The 18,344-nt window shown below is 61.4% G+C and carries 22 protein-coding genes; 14 read left to right on the top strand and 8 right to left on the bottom strand.

All coding sequences use genetic code 11. The features are described 5' to 3' along the window. Positions 1–54: 54 nt before the first annotated feature. A complete protein-coding gene (locus PR017_RS01795) occupies positions 55–501 on the top strand; it encodes a DoxX family protein (protein WP_111217566.1) in 447 nt (148 codons plus the stop codon). A gap of 74 nt (positions 502–575) precedes the next feature. Here the strand turns inward: PR017_RS01795 and hisG are convergent, their stop codons facing one another. The 3 genes from hisG to hisS are packed head-to-tail and all read right to left on the bottom strand — an operon-like array spanning position 576 to position 4,001. Next, the gene (gene hisG / locus PR017_RS01790) at positions 576–1,277 is read right to left on the bottom strand and encodes an ATP phosphoribosyltransferase (RefSeq protein WP_111217564.1); all 702 of its coding nucleotides are present in this window, start codon (positions 1,275–1,277) and stop codon (positions 576–578) included. After that, entirely contained in the window at positions 1,274–2,395 is a 1,122-nt protein-coding gene (locus PR017_RS01785) for an ATP phosphoribosyltransferase regulatory subunit (RefSeq protein ID WP_111217562.1), read from the bottom strand. The genes hisG and PR017_RS01785 overlap by 4 nt, the downstream gene beginning before the upstream one ends. A gap of 31 nt (positions 2,396–2,426) precedes the next feature. After that, entirely contained in the window at positions 2,427–4,001 is a 1,575-nt protein-coding gene (gene hisS / locus PR017_RS01780) for a histidine--tRNA ligase (protein WP_111217560.1), read from the bottom strand. 229 nt (positions 4,002–4,230) lie between these two features. Here hisS and PR017_RS01775 point away from each other — a divergent pair, with 229 nt between their 5' ends. The 5 genes from PR017_RS01775 to PR017_RS01755 all read left to right on the top strand — a co-directional run bounded on the left by PR017_RS01775 (position 4,231) and on the right by PR017_RS01755 (position 6,712). Then, complete coding sequence (locus PR017_RS01775; protein ID WP_111217558.1) at positions 4,231–5,001, top strand: hypothetical protein; 771 nt, start codon at positions 4,231–4,233, stop codon at positions 4,999–5,001. A 68-nt stretch (positions 5,002–5,069) separates the two neighbouring features. Next, positions 5,070–5,348, top strand: a complete 279-nt coding sequence (locus PR017_RS01770; protein WP_111217556.1) for a BrnT family toxin — start codon at positions 5,070–5,072, stop codon at positions 5,346–5,348. Then, on the top strand, positions 5,311–5,622 hold the full coding sequence (locus PR017_RS01765; protein ID WP_111217554.1) for a BrnA antitoxin family protein: 312 nt from the start codon (positions 5,311–5,313) through the stop codon (positions 5,620–5,622). The genes PR017_RS01770 and PR017_RS01765 overlap by 38 nt, the downstream gene beginning before the upstream one ends. Before the next feature lie 48 nt (positions 5,623–5,670). Beyond that, positions 5,671–6,033: a CopM family metallochaperone gene (copM, locus tag PR017_RS01760; RefSeq protein WP_111217552.1), complete on the top strand. Its 363-nt coding sequence runs from the start codon at positions 5,671–5,673 to the stop codon at positions 6,031–6,033. Positions 6,034–6,082: 49 nt separating this feature from the next. Continuing rightward, positions 6,083–6,712 carry a phosphoribosyltransferase family protein gene (locus PR017_RS01755; RefSeq protein ID WP_111217550.1) on the top strand — a complete coding sequence of 210 codons (630 nt, stop codon included), beginning with the start codon at positions 6,083–6,085 and terminating at the stop codon, positions 6,710–6,712. 46 nt (positions 6,713–6,758) lie between these two features. Here PR017_RS01755 and PR017_RS01750 read toward each other — a convergent pair whose 3' ends face one another. Further along, entirely contained in the window at positions 6,759–7,805 is a 1,047-nt protein-coding gene (locus PR017_RS01750) for an aldo/keto reductase (RefSeq protein ID WP_111217547.1), read from the bottom strand. A gap of 234 nt (positions 7,806–8,039) precedes the next feature. On the opposite strand from PR017_RS01750, the gene PR017_RS01745 reads away from it, so the two are divergent. After that, complete coding sequence (locus tag PR017_RS01745; RefSeq protein WP_111217545.1) at positions 8,040–8,750, top strand: HAD family hydrolase; 711 nt, start codon at positions 8,040–8,042, stop codon at positions 8,748–8,750. Positions 8,751–8,762: 12 nt separating this feature from the next. Here PR017_RS01745 and PR017_RS01740 read toward each other — a convergent pair whose 3' ends face one another. Both PR017_RS01740 and PR017_RS01735 read right to left on the bottom strand, forming a co-directional pair. Further along, on the bottom strand, positions 8,763–9,233 hold the full coding sequence (locus tag PR017_RS01740; RefSeq protein ID WP_142824459.1) for a hypothetical protein: 471 nt from the start codon (positions 9,231–9,233) through the stop codon (positions 8,763–8,765). A gap of 92 nt (positions 9,234–9,325) precedes the next feature. Continuing rightward, positions 9,326–9,955, bottom strand: a complete 630-nt coding sequence (locus tag PR017_RS01735) for a DNA-3-methyladenine glycosylase I (protein ID WP_111217894.1) — start codon at positions 9,953–9,955, stop codon at positions 9,326–9,328. Between the two features lie 201 nt (positions 9,956–10,156). Here PR017_RS01735 and PR017_RS01730 point away from each other — a divergent pair, with 201 nt between their 5' ends. From PR017_RS01730 to PR017_RS01720, 3 genes are all read left to right on the top strand, one after another. Then, a complete protein-coding gene (locus tag PR017_RS01730) occupies positions 10,157–10,909 on the top strand; it encodes a L,D-transpeptidase (protein WP_111217541.1) in 753 nt (250 codons plus the stop codon). Positions 10,910–11,044: 135 nt separating this feature from the next. Next, positions 11,045–11,725 carry a L,D-transpeptidase gene (locus tag PR017_RS01725; RefSeq protein ID WP_111217538.1) on the top strand — a complete coding sequence of 227 codons (681 nt, stop codon included), beginning with the start codon at positions 11,045–11,047 and terminating at the stop codon, positions 11,723–11,725. Positions 11,726–12,005: 280 nt separating this feature from the next. Continuing rightward, positions 12,006–12,677 carry an outer membrane protein gene (locus PR017_RS01720; RefSeq protein WP_111217536.1) on the top strand — a complete coding sequence of 224 codons (672 nt, stop codon included), beginning with the start codon at positions 12,006–12,008 and terminating at the stop codon, positions 12,675–12,677. 21 nt (positions 12,678–12,698) lie between these two features. Here PR017_RS01720 and PR017_RS01715 read toward each other — a convergent pair whose 3' ends face one another. Then, on the bottom strand, positions 12,699–13,142 hold the full coding sequence (locus tag PR017_RS01715) for a hypothetical protein (protein ID WP_111217534.1): 444 nt from the start codon (positions 13,140–13,142) through the stop codon (positions 12,699–12,701). Between the two features lie 365 nt (positions 13,143–13,507). Here PR017_RS01715 and PR017_RS01710 point away from each other — a divergent pair, with 365 nt between their 5' ends. The 4 genes from PR017_RS01710 (at position 13,508) to PR017_RS01695 (ending at position 17,829) form a co-directional block, all read left to right on the top strand. Further along, the gene (locus PR017_RS01710) at positions 13,508–14,020 is read left to right on the top strand and encodes an NUDIX hydrolase (protein WP_206423124.1); all 513 of its coding nucleotides are present in this window, start codon (positions 13,508–13,510) and stop codon (positions 14,018–14,020) included. A gap of 36 nt (positions 14,021–14,056) precedes the next feature. Further along, entirely contained in the window at positions 14,057–15,550 is a 1,494-nt protein-coding gene (locus tag PR017_RS01705; protein ID WP_111217532.1) for an inorganic phosphate transporter, read from the top strand. A 14-nt stretch (positions 15,551–15,564) separates the two neighbouring features. After that, positions 15,565–16,302: a 16S rRNA (uracil(1498)-N(3))-methyltransferase gene (locus tag PR017_RS01700; protein ID WP_111217529.1), complete on the top strand. Its 738-nt coding sequence runs from the start codon at positions 15,565–15,567 to the stop codon at positions 16,300–16,302. A gap of 153 nt (positions 16,303–16,455) precedes the next feature. Beyond that, complete coding sequence (locus PR017_RS01695; protein ID WP_111217527.1) at positions 16,456–17,829, top strand: glutamate--cysteine ligase; 1,374 nt, start codon at positions 16,456–16,458, stop codon at positions 17,827–17,829. Between the two features lie 109 nt (positions 17,830–17,938). Here PR017_RS01695 and PR017_RS01690 read toward each other — a convergent pair whose 3' ends face one another. Continuing rightward, positions 17,939–18,238, bottom strand: coding sequence for a YjiS-like domain-containing protein (locus PR017_RS01690; protein ID WP_111217525.1), 300 nt, complete (start codon positions 18,236–18,238; stop codon positions 17,939–17,941). Between the last annotated feature and the right edge of the window lie 106 nt (positions 18,239–18,344).

Raw genomic sequence — 18,344 nt, 5'->3', positions numbered from 1 at the left:
CGAATAAGAACTCCAGAGATTGCCGCGATCGGCAATGCACATCCGGAGGGTCCGATGTCCAATACTAACAACATCATCATTCTCGTTGCCCGCGTCCTGCTGGCATTCATGTTCATCTTCGCCGGCTTCGGCAAGCTGACAGACCCGGCCGGAACTGCCGGCATGATCGCCGGCGCCGGCATGCCGGGCGCTACGCTGCTGACCTACGTTGCCGGCCTGTTCGAACTCGTCACCGGCCTCTGCGTTCTCGTCGGCTTCCAAGTGCGCATCGTCGGTTGGGCAATCGCTGCATTCTGCATCTTCACCGCAGTGGTCTTCCACCTGCCGACAGTCAACGTTCCAGGCTTCCCGGACGCCGCACTGGGCTGGATCAACGCGCTCAACCAGATCATGGTCATGAAGAACTTCACGCTTGCCGGCGCCTACATCTTCCTCGCCACGGTCGGTCCGGGCGCCTACTCGCTCGACGCCCGCCGCGGCTCCTACGCGCTCGCAGCCTGATAGCCCTAAATCCTCGCAATGCAAAAAGGCCCACCGTGTCCGCACGGTGGGCCTTTTTGTTGTCGGGATGCTGTCTATGCCGGCAGTGCTGTTTTGACTGCGGCGACGATCCGGCCGATCAGCGGGTCATCGGCGTGGCTATCCTTCCGGGCCCTGACAAGGCAGGCCTGCGATCGCAGGATGATGCCGTCAGACAGGATCTTCAGGTGGTTTGCCACCAGCGTCGAGCCCGTGGACGTGATGTCGACGATGATATCCGCCGAACCCGAGGCCGGCGCGCCCTCTGTGGCGCCGAGGCTCTCGACGATGCGGTAGAGCTGGATGCCGTGCTGGCTGGAGAAGAACTGCTGGGTCAACCGGGCATATTTGGTGGCGATCGTCAGGCGGCGGCCACGGCGGCTACGGAAATCGGCAGCGACGTCGCCGAGATCCGCCATGGTATCGACATCCAGCCAGATTTCCGGCACGGCGACCACGACATCGGCCCGCCCGAAGCCGAGACGGGCGCAAAACGCGACGCGCTTGTCGGCTTCCGCCAGACCCTCGCGAATGAGATCCTCGCCGGTGACGCCGAAATCGACGCTGCCGTTGCCGATCTCGCGGGAGATTTCGGATGCCGAGAGAAAGGCGATCTCGACGCCGTCCCAACCTTCGACACGGCCGCGATAGGAACGGTCGTTGCCGACGGCGACGATGGGCATGCCGGCGCGCGCGAAAATGTCGGATGCGTCGTCTTTCATGCGACCCTTGGAGGGCAAGGCAATGGTGACGGTCATGCCGGCGCCCTCTCACTCTCGATGCGATCGAGCCAGAGCGCGAAGCCGACAGCCGGAATGCGGTTCTGGGCACCGAGCAGCGCCATCAGTCGGTCGAAGCGGCCACCGCCGGCGAGCACCGCAGACGATCCCTCGGCTGCGACCTCGAAGACCATACCGGTGTAGTAATCCAGCGGCCGTCCGAATGCGGCGCGGTATTCGATGGTGGTGAGATCGACGCCGGCATTGGCGAGCGCCGCAACCCGGCCGTCGAAGCGCGACAGCGCATTGCCGAGCCGCAGGCCTGCCGCATCGGCAAAGCCGGCAAGTGCAGCAGACGCATTGAACAGCGGCACGTTCAGCGACAGGAACTCCTCGAGCACGCCATAGGCGGCATCGTCGAGCCTCGTTTCCGAGAGCAGCAGCTTTTCCTTCAGCCGACGGGCAATGTCCTGCGGCGAGCGGCTGGCATTGGTCGAGTATCCGGTCTTCTGCATGGTACCGTCGATGTGGGCAACAAGGGCTGCCTCGTCATCCTCTGCCACCAGCCGGGCGACGTCGTCATCGAGGTCTGTGACGAATTGCGGGCTGACCAGCCGGGCGAGCAGCGCCTGCAACTGCGCGGTATCGCCGAAGGCATGGATCAACCGCTTTTGCCAGCCGAGCGGCAGGCCGAGCGCCTGCACGACGGCCTCGAACACAGCCTGATCGCCGAGCGTCACCTTCAGGCGGCGGCCGGGCAACAGACGGGTGAGGATGCCGGTGGCATCGCCGATGGCACGCGCGTCGGCGCTCGATATATTGATGTCGCCGAGATCCTCGATGCCGGCCTGGTAGAATTCGTGGCTGCCCTCACGGCGCTGGCGGAAGACCTCGCCCAGATAGGAATAACGCTTCGGCGTGCCCGTCGCCGTTTCGATGTGGCGCAGGCAGACGGGAATGGTGAACTCCGGGCGCAGGCAAAGGCTTTCGCCCGTTTCGCTCTCGGTCATGAAGATCCGGCGGCGCAGATCCTCGCCGGCCATGTCTAGGAACGGCTCGGCCGGCTGGATGACGGGGGTATCGATGCGGCTGGTGCGGCGGGCCGCGAATTCGGCCAGCAATTCGGGCGCAAAGGTCGGGAGGTCGATCAGCGGCATAAGGCGATCTCCTCTCGAACGCTTGCCCGCGTCATGCCTGCCGCCCCTGCATCGCCCGCTTGCGGTCCTCGGCTTGCGCTGCCAGCATCGCTTGCACCTTGGCGACGATCTCGGCTTCCGGCACGATCTCCTGCGCCACCCGCGCCTCGCGCCAGGATGCATTGTCCTCGATCTCGCCGGAAAGACGCTTGCCCTCGATCAGGTCCTTGATCTGCACCACGCCTTCTGCCCGCTCGTTGCCGCCCTGGATGATGGCGATCGAGCAACCGCGACGGTCCGCGTATTTCAGTTGGTCGCCGATCTTCTTCTTGGCGCTGCCCTGGTACATCTCCGCACGGATACCGGCGCCGCGAAGCGCCTGCGTCAGCTTCTGGTAGCCTCCCAAAGACTCGATATCACTGTCCATGACGGTGACGAGGACAGGCGCAAGCACCTCGTCCTGCCCGAGCTTGCCGAGGTTCTTCAGCGCCGTCATCAGGCGCGAAACGCCGATGGAAAAGCCGGTAGCCGGCACAGGCTGGCCCATGAAACGCGACACGAGCCCGTCATAGCGCCCACCGCCGCCAACCGAGCCGAAGACGACTTTTTCGCCTTTTTCGTTGGTGACGTCGAAGGTGAGTTCGGCTTCATAGACGGGGCCGGTGTAGTATTCGAGGCCACGGACGACGGAGGTGTCGATCTTGATCCGGTCTGCTTTGTAGCCGCACGCCGCAAATATTGAATTCATCAGGCTCAATTCCTCAAAGCCTTGAACCCACATAGGATGCCCGCCTCTGGCATTTGTTTCCAGATATTGCAGTGCTCTCGTGTTACTCGGCACTAACTTGCCGTCTTCAACATCTTGGTTGGGTGAAGCGAAGAGATTGGAGAGAATGCGTTCTGCTTGATGCTCAGTTAAGCCCGCCCCCTTCGCAAAGTCACCTACGTCTGCCTTCCCGCCATCCCAACGCCCGATTGTTAGCAATAATAATACGTCGTTCCAGCCGAACTTATCGAACTTATCGACAGCTCGGAGAACCGATAACTTTTGCTCAGCATCGACGATTTCAAAATGCTCTAAGAGACCATCCAGAACCTTACGATTGTTCACCCGGATCACATAGTCACCGCGCTTGATGCCAAGCGCTTCCAGCGTATCGGCCATCATCATGCACATTTCGGCATCGGACTGGACGCCGGGTGCGCCGACGCTGTCGGCGTCGAATTGCATGAACTGGCGGAAGCGGCCGGGGCCGGGCTTTTCGTTGCGGAAAACGTAGCCCTGGCGGTAGGTGCGGTAAGGCAGCTGGATCTCGTTGAAATTTTCGGCGACATGGCGGGCGAGCGGCGCGGTCAGGTCGTAGCGCAGGCTCATCCACTGCTCATCGTCATCCTGCAACGAGAAGACGCCTTCGTTCGGGCGGTCGCTGTCGGGCAAGAACTTGCCGAGCGCATCCGTATACTCGAACTGCGGCGTCTCGATCGGATCGAAACCGTAGCGCTCATAGACCTCGCGGATTTTTGCGACCATCTCGTTGGTGGCGTGGATATCGGCAGCAGTGCGATCACCAAAGCCGCGCGGTAGGCGGGCTCTCAGCTTCTGGGGCTTCTTCGGCTTGTCGTTCATGGCGCTGCATTCCGGTCCTGTGACAGTGGCGGTTTCCTAGCGGATCGGGCCGATTGCGGCAAGGGTTGCAACGGCAATTCGGCGGCTGGCGGTTGCCGGGGAAAAATGCCACCCTCGCCTATATCTTTCCGGGAAGGCCGACATCGATGCTCCAGCAAACCGCCACGCCGCCACCCGCAAAACCCGTCATCCTGGTTTTGGCCGCACCCTTGCCCGACGCTGCCTGCCGATGATTGCCGAAACGCTGCAGCAAATCGCCACCCTGCCCCTCACCGGCAAGCCGTTTCGACGGTTCGTCCGCTCTTCCGTCAGCCTCTGGTCGCGAGCCGGACGCTGCCGTGCGGCCTGGGCAGAGCACGAGATGCGCAGCCAGAAGGCTATGCTCGATGCAATGGCCGATCTTACCCAGCGGCGCACCGCCGTGGTGCTCGGTTCAGGACTGCTGCGCGATGTGCCAATCGTCGAGTTGGCCCGGGCTTTCGATACGGTCGTGCTGGTCGACCTCGTGCATCTGGCATCGGTGAGGCTCTGGTTGAAGGCCCGGCGCCTCGGCAACGTCCGCCTGATCGAGCGCGACCTCTCGGGCTATGACCAGCTCGCCGCCGGGAAAGCCCTCGAACCGCTCGGCTTTTTGCGGCAGGTTCCCTACCTCGACCTCGTCGTGTCAGCCAACCTCCTGTCGCAGATCGGCCGCGGCGTCCAGCGGCGACTATCCGACGCCCGCAAAGGAGTCATGCCGGCGGATGCGGCAGCACGCCTCATCGGCGCACATCTTGCCGACCTCGCCGCCCTGCCCTGCCGCAGCTGCCTTGTCACCGATATCGCCTATGCCGTCATCGACCGGACAGGCAAGATCCACGAGCAGGCAGACCTGCTGCTCGGCATCGCGCCGCCCGAGGCTATCGAGCGCTGGACATGGCCGGTGGCGCCGCTCGGCGAAGAGAGCCGGGACTACCAGATCGTCCATCAGGTGATCGCCGCCCGCCTTTCGCGCGGATAGCGCAGGATGCAAGTTTTATTGTAGCACTTTTATTATCGACAAATATTCACTTCGGGGGTATTCTTGCGATGAAAATTACTTGGGACGAGCGCAAGCGCGACAAAAACATAGAAAAGCACGATCTGGATTTCGGCGACCTGGATTTAGAGTTTTTCACCGAGGCGATGATCCTCGATGCCAGAAATGGACGACTGAAAGCGATCGGCCTTTTGGCTAACGACATGGTTGCCGTCATATTCGTGAGACTGGGGCGCCAAGGAATATCGCTGATTTCGCTCAGGCCGGCCAGTCGCAAGGAAAGGAGCCTTTATGACCAATATCGATCAAGGACGCCGTACCCTCACTGACGCAGAAGAGCGGCGCATACAAAGGGGGATTGCCGAGGATCCAGAAAATCCCGAATGGACCGAAGAAGACTTCAAGAACGCCCGGCCGTTTGCCGAGGTTTTTCCGGATCTGGCGGAAAGCATTCGCCGTGCCCGTGGGCGACCGGCGGTCGAGGCGCCCAAGCGGCAAATCTCGCTGCGGCTCGATCCCGATGTCATCGATGCCTTCAAGGCCACCGGCAAGGGCTGGCAGAGCCGTATCAACGAGGCGCTGCGCAAGGCGGCCAAAATCTGAACAGTCTGATTTCAAGCGAATTTCGACCCATCCCGAACGAGGAATTCCATGCTCACGAAAACCATCTTCCTGGCCTCCATCCTCGCCTTCGGCTCCAGCAGCGGCTTTGCCGAAGACATGTCAAAGATGGATATGAGCAAGCCGATGGGTGACCAGAGCCCGTCGAGCCAGGCTTTTGCGGCGGCCAACGCGCAAATGCACAAGGACATGGGCCTGACCTACAGCGGCAATGCCGACGCCGATTTCGTGCGCGGGATGATCGCCCACCATCAGGGCGCGATAGAGATGGCGAAGATCGAACTTCAATACGGCAAAGATCCGGAACTTCGCAAACTGGCGAAAGGCGTCATTGAGGCCCAGCAGAAGGAGATCAAGGAGATGGAAGCGTGGCTGAAGGCGCACGGCAAGTAAGACCGGCATCAGCGCAATCAAGCTTTCATCCCATCCCGAGGTTGACGCCATGAGAGATCCCGCCGCCATCGAAACCCAGCACTGGAAAGTCGATGTCGCCGGCTATCCACTCGATCTGCCAATCGTGCCGATCAAACCGGATTTTGCCATTTCGCTGATGATGGTGATCGATCTCGGCGTCAGGTTCGGCGCGCATGTCGGGGAAAAACTGGCCGCCAAAGTGGCGCCGCTGAAGCCGGATGTCATCGTAGGGGCAGCCACGCTCGGCATTCCGGTCGCAATCGAGGTCAGCCGGGCGCTGGGACTCGATCGCTACGTCATCCTGCAGAAGTCGCCGAAAATCCATCTTGGCGATGCGCTCATGCAGACGATCACATCGATCACCTCCAAGGGCGAGCAGCGCCTGCTACTCGACCGGCAGGCGGTTCCGTTGCTGGCCGGCAAGCGTGTCGTGGTAGTGGACGATGTCGTCGCATCCGGCTCCAGCCTGAAGGGCTCGATGGAACTGGTGCGCAAGGCTGGCGGCGAGGTCGTCGGTGTTGGCGTGATCCTGACCGAGGCACGCGACTGGCAGGATACGCTCGGCGCCGACAGCGCCCTGGTTCACAGCCTCGCGCATATTCCGCAGTTTCGTCCGGGTCCGAATGGCTGGGAGCCGATTGCGGAAATATTCCTTTAGCAGAAGAGCCGCCCCGACAGAGCGGGACGGCTCGCAATCTGCGCGATCAGGCCTTCGGATCGAAAGGCTGGGGACGGCGGGCGGCATTCTGGCGCGGCATCATCCAGCCCGGATATTCGGCATCGAGTGCGCTGATCTCGTCGAGCATACCCATGTCTTCCGCATCCAGCCGCAGGGAAACCGCGTTGAGGTTCTGGTCGAGCTGCTCGACACGCTTGGCACCGATGATGACGCTGGTGACGAAGGGTTTGGCGAGGATCCAGGCGAGCGCGACTTCGGCAACGCTCGCGTCGTGCTTGGCAGCCACATCGCGCATGGCAGCGACGCAGGCCCAGGCGCGGTCCTTATCGACAGGCGGGAAATCGAAGCCGGCGCGGCGACCTTCGCCGTTGCCGGGTGCACCCGGGCCGTACTTGCCCGAGAGCAGCCCGCCGGCGAGCGGTGACCAGACCATCAGGCCCATCTTCTCTTCAGCCATCATCGGGACGATCTCGCGTTCGATGTCGCGGCCGGCGATCGAATAATAGGCCTGCACGGTCTCGAAACGGGCAAAGCCCTTTCGCTCGGAGATGCCAAGCGCCTTTTCGATGCGCCAGGCCTGCCAGTTCGATACGCCGATGTAGCGCACCAGACCGCCGGATACGAGATCATCGAAGGCACGCAGCGTCTCGTCGATCGGGGTCACGGAGTCGGTCGCGTGGATCTGGTAGAGATCGATATGATCGACCTGCAGCCGTTCGAGGCTGGCCTCGACGGAATCCATGATGTGGCCGCGCGAGGCGCCGCGGTCGTTGGGCTTTTCGCCCATGGGGCCGAAAACCTTGGTGGCGATAACCACGTCCTTGCGCGGCACTTCCAAATTTTGCAGCGCCTGGCCGAGGATCGTCTCTGAAACGCCGAAGGAATAGACGTCCGCAGTATCGATGAAGTTGACGCCGGCCGCGAGCGACTTTTCGACGATCTTGTCGGCTGCATCCTGGTCAACGTCGGCAATCGCACCCCAGGTGCCGCCGCCAGCCTCGCCGAACGTCATCGTCCCAAGGCAGAGTTCGGAGACGAACATGCCGGTGTTGCCAAGTTGATTGTAGCGCATTGGAAATTCCTTTCGTGCGGCCGCAATTGGTTTGTCCGCAGGCGTATCAACGCTTCTGTGCGCTCGCAAGCGGATCGCCTGCAGGCCCTTGCCGCTGAGCGAAGATAACGCGCGGAGCCCCGACTTCAACGCATTGATGTACCGGTTTCACGCAGCCGTGATGTATTCGAGGATGCTTGTCTCGCTTGCCGGAAGGGATAAAGTCTGCCCGAGGAACCGACGAGGAAGATGGCTATGACCGTGCGTCCGCTGACCACCATCGGCTTCGATGCCGACGATACGCTCTGGCAGAACGAACACTTCTACCAGCTGACCGAAAAGCATTTTACCGAATTGCTCGCCGACTACGCCGAGGGAGACAGGGTGTCGGAGCGGTTGCTTGCCGCCGAGCGCCGCAACCTTGCCCATTACGGGTTCGGCATCAAGGGTTTCACCCTGTCGATGATCGAGACGGCCATCGAGATCACCGAGGGCACTACTCCGGCCAGGGTCATCGCCGAAATCCTCGACATCGGTCGGGACCTGCTGTCGCACCCGGTGGAAACGCTGCCGCATGCACGCGAGACCCTCGAGGCGCTGGCCGGACATTACCTGCTGGTGCTGATCACCAAGGGTGACCTGTTCGACCAGGAGCGCAAGCTGGCGCAATCAGGCCTCGGCGATTTCTTCGATGCCGTCGAGATCGTCTCGGACAAGGCGGCGACCACCTATCGCCGAATCTTCGCGAAGGTCGGCGATGGGCCGGAGCGGGCGATGATGGTCGGCAACTCACTGAAATCCGATATCGTGCCGGCCATCGCTGCCGGCAGCTACGGTGTCTTCGTGCCGCACGCGCTGACCTGGGTCTACGAACATGTCGATGAGCCGAAGGATGCACCACGCTTCCACAAGATAGAGCATCTGGGCGAGCTCGGAGCGTTGATCGCTAAGCTGTCTGCCGCCTGAGGCCCGGATTCTCTAGGGCCGGAACAGGGACGGTTTGTTGGCGGCAGGCGCCGGCGTGCCGGGTTTTGGCGGAAACAGGGAGGGCGCCTTGTCCGCATCGCCAGCCGGAGCCGATTGTTGCGGCAGGCCCGATGGCAGCGGCTCGATGAGGATCGAATAGGGTGCGCCGAGGCCCCGCCGCCGGGTGACGCGGGAATAGTACGGTTTGATGAACCAGGTCGTATCGGCACTGACGGTGACATCGGCGGTCATGCCGTCCTCATCGGTGCCGAAAAAGGCTTCGTCGGCGCTCGAGGTCAGGTCGAATATGGCCATGAAGGCGTACTGGCTCTTCGATGCGAAGGTGATCTTGACGTGCTGGCCGGCCTTGATCGGCAGGGTGTAGACCTTGCCCTTGCCGAATTTCGTCCAGCCGGTGAGCTTTTCGGTAACGGCGGGAAAGCCGAGCTTTTCAAGCTCCTCGCCGCGATCCAACTCCGGCATCTGCAATTGCGGCGCCCTGGCATCCTCCGCATGGGCCACGGGGCCAAGACCAATGATGGCGAGCCACAGGCAGAGCGACAGGCCGAGCCGTCTCACGGCCGCACCAGGTCGTTGCGCATCTTTTCCACACTGTCCCGGCAATAGCAGCCCTCGAGATGATCGTTGACCAGACCCATGGCCTGCATGAAGGCATAGATTGTCGTTGGGCCGACAAAAGTCCAGCCACGTTTCTTCAGGTCCTTGGAGAAACGCACGGAGGCGGGCGTCGTCGGAGTGGCCGAAAGGGTTGCGCGGTCGACAACTGCGGGTCGCTCGTCGGGCTTCGGCTCGTGGCTCCAGAAATAACGTGCGAGCGAGCCGAACTCCTTCTTCAGCTCGATGGCACGGCGAGCGTTGTTTATCGTCGAGACGATTTTGCCGCGATGGCGGATGATGCCTGCATCGGCGACGCAGCGCTCGATGTCGGCCTCGCCGAACAGGGCAACCTGATGAAAATCGAACCCGGCAAAGGCGCGGCGGAAGTTGTCGCGCTTGCGCAGGATGGTCAGCCAGGACAGGCCGGACTGAAAACCCTCGAGGCAGATCTTCTCGAACAGCCTGATATCGTCGGTGACGGGACGCCCCCACTCCTCGTCGTGATAGCGCAGATAGTCGGGCAAATTCGCGTGCCAGAAACAGCGCTCCCGGCCGTCGTCGCCGGTGATCAATCCTGTTGCAGTCATCAGGCTTCCCAATTCGTTCGGTGCTTTACCATTTGCAAACCGTCTTTCCAAACCGATGGTTAACCCTGACGAAAGGTTTACATGTCTGCCGGCGTTTTCATGAACCGCCGTTTACCATTCATGGGCAGGGCAATGTCACGATGTTTTCCGAACCGAGCGCCAGAACGCCCGATCTTCGGTCCATTGTAGAGAGTCCGTCCGATGATGAAACAGTCTATTTTGCTTGCGGCCGGCCTCGTCGCCGCCTTTGCCGCCCCTGCCCTTGCCACCGACCGCTACCAGACACGCCCGCCGGTCATCGTCAGCGCCGACCTCACGGCCCCGTGGGTGACGCAGCTCGGCGGCGCCTCAGTCCAGCCGGTTGTGTACCCGCGCCCGGTTCCGGTCCAGCCACGCGGGCTTTTCCAGCAGCGGGCTTCGCGTCCGCTTTTCGGCGTCAGGCCGGTACAGACGGTTGCCAACGTGCGACCCGGCATGCCTGTCATCCGCTCGACACTCGACCCGCAGTATCTGCCGCAGATGGTGGATTACCAGACCAAGGAACGGCCGGGCACCATCGTCATCGATACCGACAACCGTTTCCTCTATCTGGTGACCGGCGGCGGCAAGGCCAGGCGCTACGGCGTCGGCGTCGGCAAGCCCGGCTTCGAATGGGCCGGCGCCCATACCATCACCCGCAAGGAACAGTGGCCGGGCTGGACACCGCCTTCGGAAATGATTGCGCGCGAAGCTGCCAAGGGTCACTACCTGCCAGTCCACATGGAAGGCGGCACCGGCAACCCGCTCGGCGCCCGCGCCATGTATCTCGGATCGACGCTTTACCGCATCCACGGCACGAACGCGCCCTGGACCATCGGCAGCGCCGTTTCGTCCGGCTGTATCCGCCTGCGCAACGAGGATGTCAGCGATCTTTTCGACCGGGTGAAGGTCGGCACCCGTGTCATAGTGATGTAATTTTACCATGGATGGCGACGAGCTGATCAGATGACGGCTCGTCGCCACCCAAAAATGCCTCTGCCGATGCTGTAGATCTTGAAATTCTAATCGGTTTGATTAGCCTCGCGATCTTTGCACCAGAGGAACTCCAGGATGAAGCAAGTTATTCGGCTAATGGCCGCAACAGCGATTGCGCTGACGTCCATGATCGCTGTGACGACGCCCGCCCCGATGACGACGGCCAACGACGCGGTTCGCAACGTCAAACCGAACCGGACCGTGCCTGCGGAATTCCACAAGCGTCTCGTCCGTCTCGTCACCGATGAGGCGCCCGGCACGATCATTGTCGATACCAACAACAAGTTCCTCTATCTCGTCGAAGGCAACAACCGGGCCACGCGCTATGGCATCGGCGTCGGTCGTGACGGCTTCGGCTGGTCGGGGATCGTTACGGTCGGCCGCAAGGCGGAATGGCCGGTATGGACCCCGCCGGCCGAGATGCGCGTACGCGAAGCCCGGGAAGGCCATCCGCTACCGGCCTCCGTGCCGGGTGGAGAAGCCAACCCGCTCGGCGCCCGCGCCATGTATCTCTACCAGAATGGCCACGACACGATTTTCCGCATCCACGGCACCAACCAGCCCTGGACCATCGGCCTCAACCTGTCGTCGGGCTGCATCCGCATGATGAATGCCGATGTCGCCGATCTCTACGACCACGTGCCCGTCGGCACCAAGGTCATCGTCGTCGGCCCCGGCAACAAGCAGGGCGAAGTCAGCTACAAGGACCACGGCATGGACGTGCTCCGCACCCTCTTCGGCGGCTTCGGCGGCTGATTGTCGGACGGATTCGAGAGAGCCGGGCATGCGCGTCCGGCCCTCTCGCTGAATTGTGGAACACAAGTAGATATTGATGCCGAGTTTCAAGGGAACTGCTGCCGCAAAACTCGGAGTTGCGCGAAGTGTTCCACATTTCAGTTAGGGGCTGGGCATTCGTGCCGCACTTTCTGTTTTTGATGGCAACCTGATGCCTAACCCTGGACTCTACCGCCTGTTGTAATAGCCATGTCATGAAATCCCGACATCTATGGGTGACTGAATCATCCGGGGGTTCTTCATGCGCCTAGCCAATCGACTTCGCCAGTCGGCCTTTGCCGTCGCGGCGTTTTTCACGGTTCTTACCGTTGCCGACCACGCTTTTGCCGACATGATGTTTTCGGCGTATGGCGGGGTGCAGGGAGCGACCGGGAGCAATGTCACGACGTCGGACGGTGCCGATTTCGATCCGAACTGGTCCGGCAAATCCTTCAGCAACCCGCCCTACTACGGCGTTCGCGGAACGTGGTGGCTGGACGAGCTCAACCAGCCGAACTGGGGCGTGTCGCTGGACTACACCCACGCCAAGGTCTATGGCGACCTCGGCAACACACCCGGCTGGTCGCACTTCGAGTTCACGGACGGGCTCAATCTGCTGACGGCCAACGCGCTCTATCGTTTTCAGGACCCTTCCCGCAAATGGACGCCCTATGTGGGTGCCGGCGCGGGCATCAACGTGCCACATGTCGAGGTCACGCGTTCGTCCGGTCGTACCTTCGACTATCAGTTCGGCGGGCTTGCGCTACAGGCACAAGCAGGCGTGAGCTACGATATCAGCAAGCACTGGGCGACCTTCGTCGAATACAAAGGCAATTACTCCTTTGTCGACAACGTTTCCATCGACAGTGGCGATACCTTGAAGACGCGTGTCTTCACCAATGCCATCAACTTCGGCGTTTCGTTCAAGTTCTAGATCGGCGGGTCTGGCAGCCTGTCACTTGGCGTTGCACGTTAGCCGGCCGGTCAACTTGACCGGCTTGGTACCATCCGGCGTCGAGATTGTCAGGACATAGCTGCCCGGCATCGGGGTTCCATCTTCCTTGCCGGATGCGACAATGACAAGCTCGGCACTGGCAGCGTTGTCGCCATTGCCGTTAAAGGCTGCGACGGCAAGCCGCACTTCGCCGGCATAGGCCCAATACTGCGTCAACTGGCTTGATTCGAGCGGCAGCTTGCGGAAGTCTTCTGGAATGAGGGCGGACTTGCCGACCATGAGACCGCGGAAATGATTGAGCTTGTGGCCCGGACCATCCGAAAAACCGCTATCTATGCTGAACTTGATGGAGGCGTCGTCGGCTGCACAGTAGAAACGGTCAGCGGCCAGAGAAGGCACCGCAACTGCGCAGATGCCGATGGAAAGCAGTAGTCGACGCCACATGTCGGCAATCCCTTTTCACTGAATACGCTCCGCATGCCAACTCCGGAGCAGAGACATCCAGACACTAAGGGAAAGTCTTTAATTTTTGCAATATCGTAAAAGTGAAGCTATAGAGGCCGTCGGACGATTGAAAGCTACCGAGTCCGTCCTACGTCTGGTGTCACCGACCCTCCTCCATCGGCTATCTTGCGTCTCGTCGTCACAGGGACGGACGGCGGCGCATTCTGACGATGGAGACGCGGATTTGCTGATAATTCACCTTAGAGGCCGGACTGAAACCGCTTTTTCATAGGTTCTAGTCCAGGTTGATGTAGAATATACTTGTCTAATGATTCCTCGCGAAAATTACAAAGGTGACCCGCCCGTTGACACTCCTAGCCCGACTTGCCACCGATATGCATCTGATGTTGCGCCGCCCGCCGCGGCAGCAGTACGCAGCCCTGTGCTATCGCTTTAAAAAGAAGACAGGCGAGTTGGAAATGTTGCTGATGACCAGCCGTGATACCGGCCGCTGGGTTATTCCCAAGGGCTGGCCGATGTCCGGCAAGCTGTCGCATGAAGTGGCCGCACGCGAGGCTTACGAAGAGGCCGGCGTTCGCGGAAAAGTGGATGCGACATCTCTCGGCGTTTTCACCTATCCGAAGGTTATGAAGGACGGCATGACCGTGCCGTGCAAGGTGCAGGTCTATGCCCTCGCAGTCACTGAACTGGCCAAGAACTTCAAGGAAAAGGGCGAGCGCACGCTCGAATGGGTTTCCTGTAACGAAGCCGTCAGGCGCGTCCGTGAACCGGAACTGCGCGATCTCATCCTGCGCTTTCAGCAACGGATGGGACACACCGACCAAGCCGAAGACACCGACCGCAGTTCTACGCCGTGATCCCACAGCATTGCGCCTCGACGTCGAGGAGAAAGCATGTCTGAGCGGCCAGCCGGATTGATAAAGCCAACTCTCGACAAGGACCTCGACAAGCTCACCTATGTCGAGGACGCCGCAGAGCACGTGGTCAAGCCGCTGATCGCGCCCGGCTATGCGCTGATATTTCTCGGCGTTGCGATGCTGTTTGCCGGCATTTACGTGTTCGACCGACCCGGCGCGACGCTGGTCATTGCTGGCGTGGCGCTGGCTGGCTACATGGCGCTCAACATCGGCGCCAAAGACGTGGCGAATACCGTGGGCGCTGCCGTCGGTGCGCGCGCTATCGGCATGCGCCAGGCGCTGGTGATGGCAGCTGTGGTCGAGGTGCTGGGCGCCACCATCGCCGGCGGACCCGTGGTGCGGACCATCTCCTCGCAGATCATCGACACGTCGCTGATTGCCCAGAGCGGCCTGCTGGCCTGGGTGATGATCTCGGCGCTCACTGCCGCCGCCGTCTGGATCAATCTGGCGACGTGGCTGAAGGCGCCTGTCTCCACCACGCATGCCATCGTCGGGGCGGTCATCGGCGCGGGGATTGCCGGCGTCGGTGTGGATACCATCCACTGGCGCACGGTCATCGCGATCTCGGCCACCTGGATGCTGACGCCAATGATCGCCGGGGCGATTGCCGCAGGCTTCCTGTATCTGATCAAGACCTTCATCATCTACCGCGACGACAAGATCCGTGCTGCCCGCTACTGGATCCCGATCCTGACAGGGACGATGGCGGGCACTTTTGCCTCTTACCTCGTCATGGTGCTTGCGCGCGCCGCGCCCTATTCCCCGGCAACGGTTCTGACGATCGGCATCACCGTCGGCCTGCTGGTATGGCTGATGGCGCGGCCGCTGGTAGCGCGCCAGTCGGTCGGCCTCGAGAACAAGAACAGCTCGTTGCGCGGTCTCTTTCGCCTGCCGTTGATCTGCTCGGCGGCGCTGCTGTCCTTTGCCCATGGCGCCAACGATATCGCCAACACCGTCGGTCCACTGAGCGCGATCGTGCGCTCTGCGGGGACCTTGCCTGCCGGTCCAGCGCCGTTCTGGGTCGTCCTGATCGGCGGCTGCGGCATTGCCGTCGGCATCCTGCTGTTCGGGCCACGGCTGATCCGACTTGTCGGCGAGCAGATCACCAAGCTCAACCCGATGCGCGGCTATTGCGTCGCGCTTTCGGCGGCGCTGACCGTTATCGTCACGTCCTGGTTCGGAATGCCGGTCAGCTCGACCCATGTCGCAATCGGCGCGGTCTTCGGGGTCGGATTCTTCCGTGAATGGTACACCCGCAACTCGAAACGGCGGATGGCCTATATGCGGATGAAGGCCGAGCATTGGGATATCGAAGAGCAGGAGGTCTTCAATCCGGACGAGATCAGCCGCCGCCGGCTTGTACGCCGGTCGCATTTCCTGACGATCATCGGCGCCTGGATCGTGACGGTGCCTGCGGCGGCCCTGCTTGCGGCCGGGGTTTATTCGGTTATGTTCGCGCTCTTCGTCTAACAGCCAGGGTTTCCATGCGCGCCAATTTTCGTATGCAGCGATTGTTCGTCGCCGCCGATATCTCAGAGGGCCAACCCGTCGAGGTCGGCGCAGAACAATTTAACTATCTGGCCAATGTGCTGCGGCTCGAAGCAGATGCGGAAATTTTGATCTTCAACGGCCGCGACGGGGAATGGCAGACCAAGCTTGACTTTCCCACCCGCAAGCGCCTGCTGCTGATCCCGCATTTGCAGACACGCCCGCAGCCGGCACCTTCGGATCTGCACTATCTCTTCGCGCCGCTGAAAGTCGGCCGTCTCGACTACCTGGTCCAGAAGGCCGTGGAGATGGGCGCAGGCATTCTGCAGCCGGTGATGACACAGCATGTGCAGGGCAAGATCGGCAGCATCGACCGGCTACGCGCCAACGCCGTCGAGGCAGCCGAGCAATGCGGCATCCTGGCGATCCCCGACGTTGCGGAGCCCGTGAAGCTCAACGACCTGCTCGATCGCTGGCCTGGCGAGCGCCGGATCATCTATTGTGACGAGGGCGATGCAGGGCAGAACCCGCTGCCGCTGCTGCGGTCCATACAGGAGACGCAGCTGGCACTTCTTGTCGGGCCGGAGGGCGGGTTTTCGGAGGAGGAGCGCGCCCGGTTGCGATCCCTGGATTTCGTGACAGCCATTCCGCTCGGGCCCCGTATCCTCAGAGCAGACACGGCAGCGGTCGCTGCGATGGCGGTGATACAGGCGGCGATCGGCGATTGGCAATAAATACTCAAGGCACCGTACAAATTTGGGCGAGATCGTATTTTTTTGAACAAGCCTTGAAACAAATTCACTTGCACCGTAACTGAGTCCAGCCCTATCAGCCATTCTTTAAGTCTGTCTTCCGCACAGGCACCGTTCCGAGATCAAGGTAGCTTCATGGCCCGCGACACGACCGACCAGACCCCGATCGCATCGGTGTCGGAACTGACCGAATATCTCGACGCCGGCAGCAAGCCGAAGGACAGCTTTCGCATCGGCACCGAGCACGAGAAGTTCGCCTTTTTCCGCGCCGACAATAGCCCGGTTCCCTATTTCGGCGATGCCAGCATCTCGGCCCTGCTGAAAGGCATGCGCGAAAAGCTCGGCTGGGACGAGATCATCGATGCCGGCCATGTCATCGGGCTGGCCGAACCATCGGGCATGGGTGCCATATCGATCGAACCCGGCGGCCAGTTTGAGCTGTCCGGGGCGCCGGTCGAGACTATTCACCAGACCTGCAAGGAATCGAACCAGCACCTCGCAACCGTGCGTGAAGTTGCCGAGCCGATGGGTATCCGCTTTCTCGGCGTCGGTGGCAGCCCGAAATGGACGCTGGCCGAAACGCCGCGCATGCCGAAATCACGTTACGACATCATGACCCGCTACATGCCGAAGGTTGGCAGCAAGGGTCTCGACATGATGTACCGCACCTGTACCATCCAGGTGAACCTCGACTTTTCCTCCGAAGCCGACATGCGCCAGAAGATGCGCGTATCTATGAAGCTGCAGTCGCTGGCGACAGCGCTGTTTGCCGCCTCGCCGTTTACCGAAGGCAAGCCGAACGGCCTGTCTTCCTGGCGCGGCGATATCTGGCGCGATACGGACAACAACCGTTCGGGCTTGCTGCCGTTCACCTTCGGCGACGATTTCCGCTTCGAGCACTATGTAGAATGGGCGCTCGACGTGCCGATGTATTTCATCGTTCGCGACGGCAGCTACCACGACTGTACCCACGTGACGTTCCGCCAGTTCATGAACGGTGCGCTGAAGGGCGAGATTGCATCGTGGGAGCCGACCATGGGCGACTGGACCAATCACCTGTCTACCCTGTTTCCCGATGTGCGGCTGAAGCGCTTCCTGGAAATGCGCGGTGCGGATGGTGGCCCCTGGCGCCGGATCTGTGCCCTGCCGGCCTTCTGGGTCGGGTTGCTCTATGACGATGCTGCCCTGTCGGCGGCTGACGAACTGACCAAGGGCTGGGGCTTCGACGAGGTCGAGACGCTGCGCAACGCGGTGCCTGTGCAGGGCCTGACTGCAAGCTTCGGCGGTCGCTCGCTGCTCGACATCGCCCATGACGTGGTTTCGATCTCGCGCGCAGGCCTGAAGTCCCGTGCCCGGCTCAACAGCGAAGGCCAGGACGAAAGCCTGTTCCTCGCGCCTCTAGAAGAAGTGCTGGCCAATAAGGCAACCCTCTCCGACGACATGCTGACGCGCTACAACGGTCGTTGGAACCAGTCCGTCGAGCCGGTGTTCGACGAATACCAGTATTAGAGTGTTCGGCACGCGCGGGGCCGGCACAAAAAAACCCGGTGTCGGCTAGGCCGGACACCGGGCAAGAGGCAGGGCAATTGGCTATCGCCCTGCGGGGAAACTTGAATTCTCAGCCGCGAAAGTCATGGCTACCGAAACTGCGCGCACGGCGACGGGCTGAGTGCGTCAGGTGCGACGACGGGTCTTCGAAGAACGAGGAACCCAAAAGGGCCCTGTTCAGCTCGCCCCTGGTCAAGCCGATGTCGCGCAGCTGGTTGTCGTCGAGCTCATGCAGGCGATTGATTTCCGTGCGATGGCGGAACACGCGGCCTGCAGAGATCAGCATGGCAAAGACAGAGGTCACGCGGGCTGCAAGCGGCATGGTGCGTGTGGCGGTCTTCATTGGCAATCTCAGTTCCGTCGTGCTCATTTAACTATCCTTCCCAAGGCACGCAAAAACCACCTTCCTCATGGGGGGATCCGGGAGATCAGGTGGTGTTGATCGGGCGCGAACGACGACGCTGCCGTTCGATTGC

The sequence above is a fragment of the Rhizobium tumorigenes genome (assembly GCF_003240565.2).
GTDB classification, from domain to species: Bacteria; Pseudomonadota; Alphaproteobacteria; order Rhizobiales; family Rhizobiaceae; genus Rhizobium; species Rhizobium tumorigenes.
The sequence above is the reverse complement of the archived record's forward strand: the minus strand, read 5'-3'. Positions and strand labels throughout refer to the sequence as shown.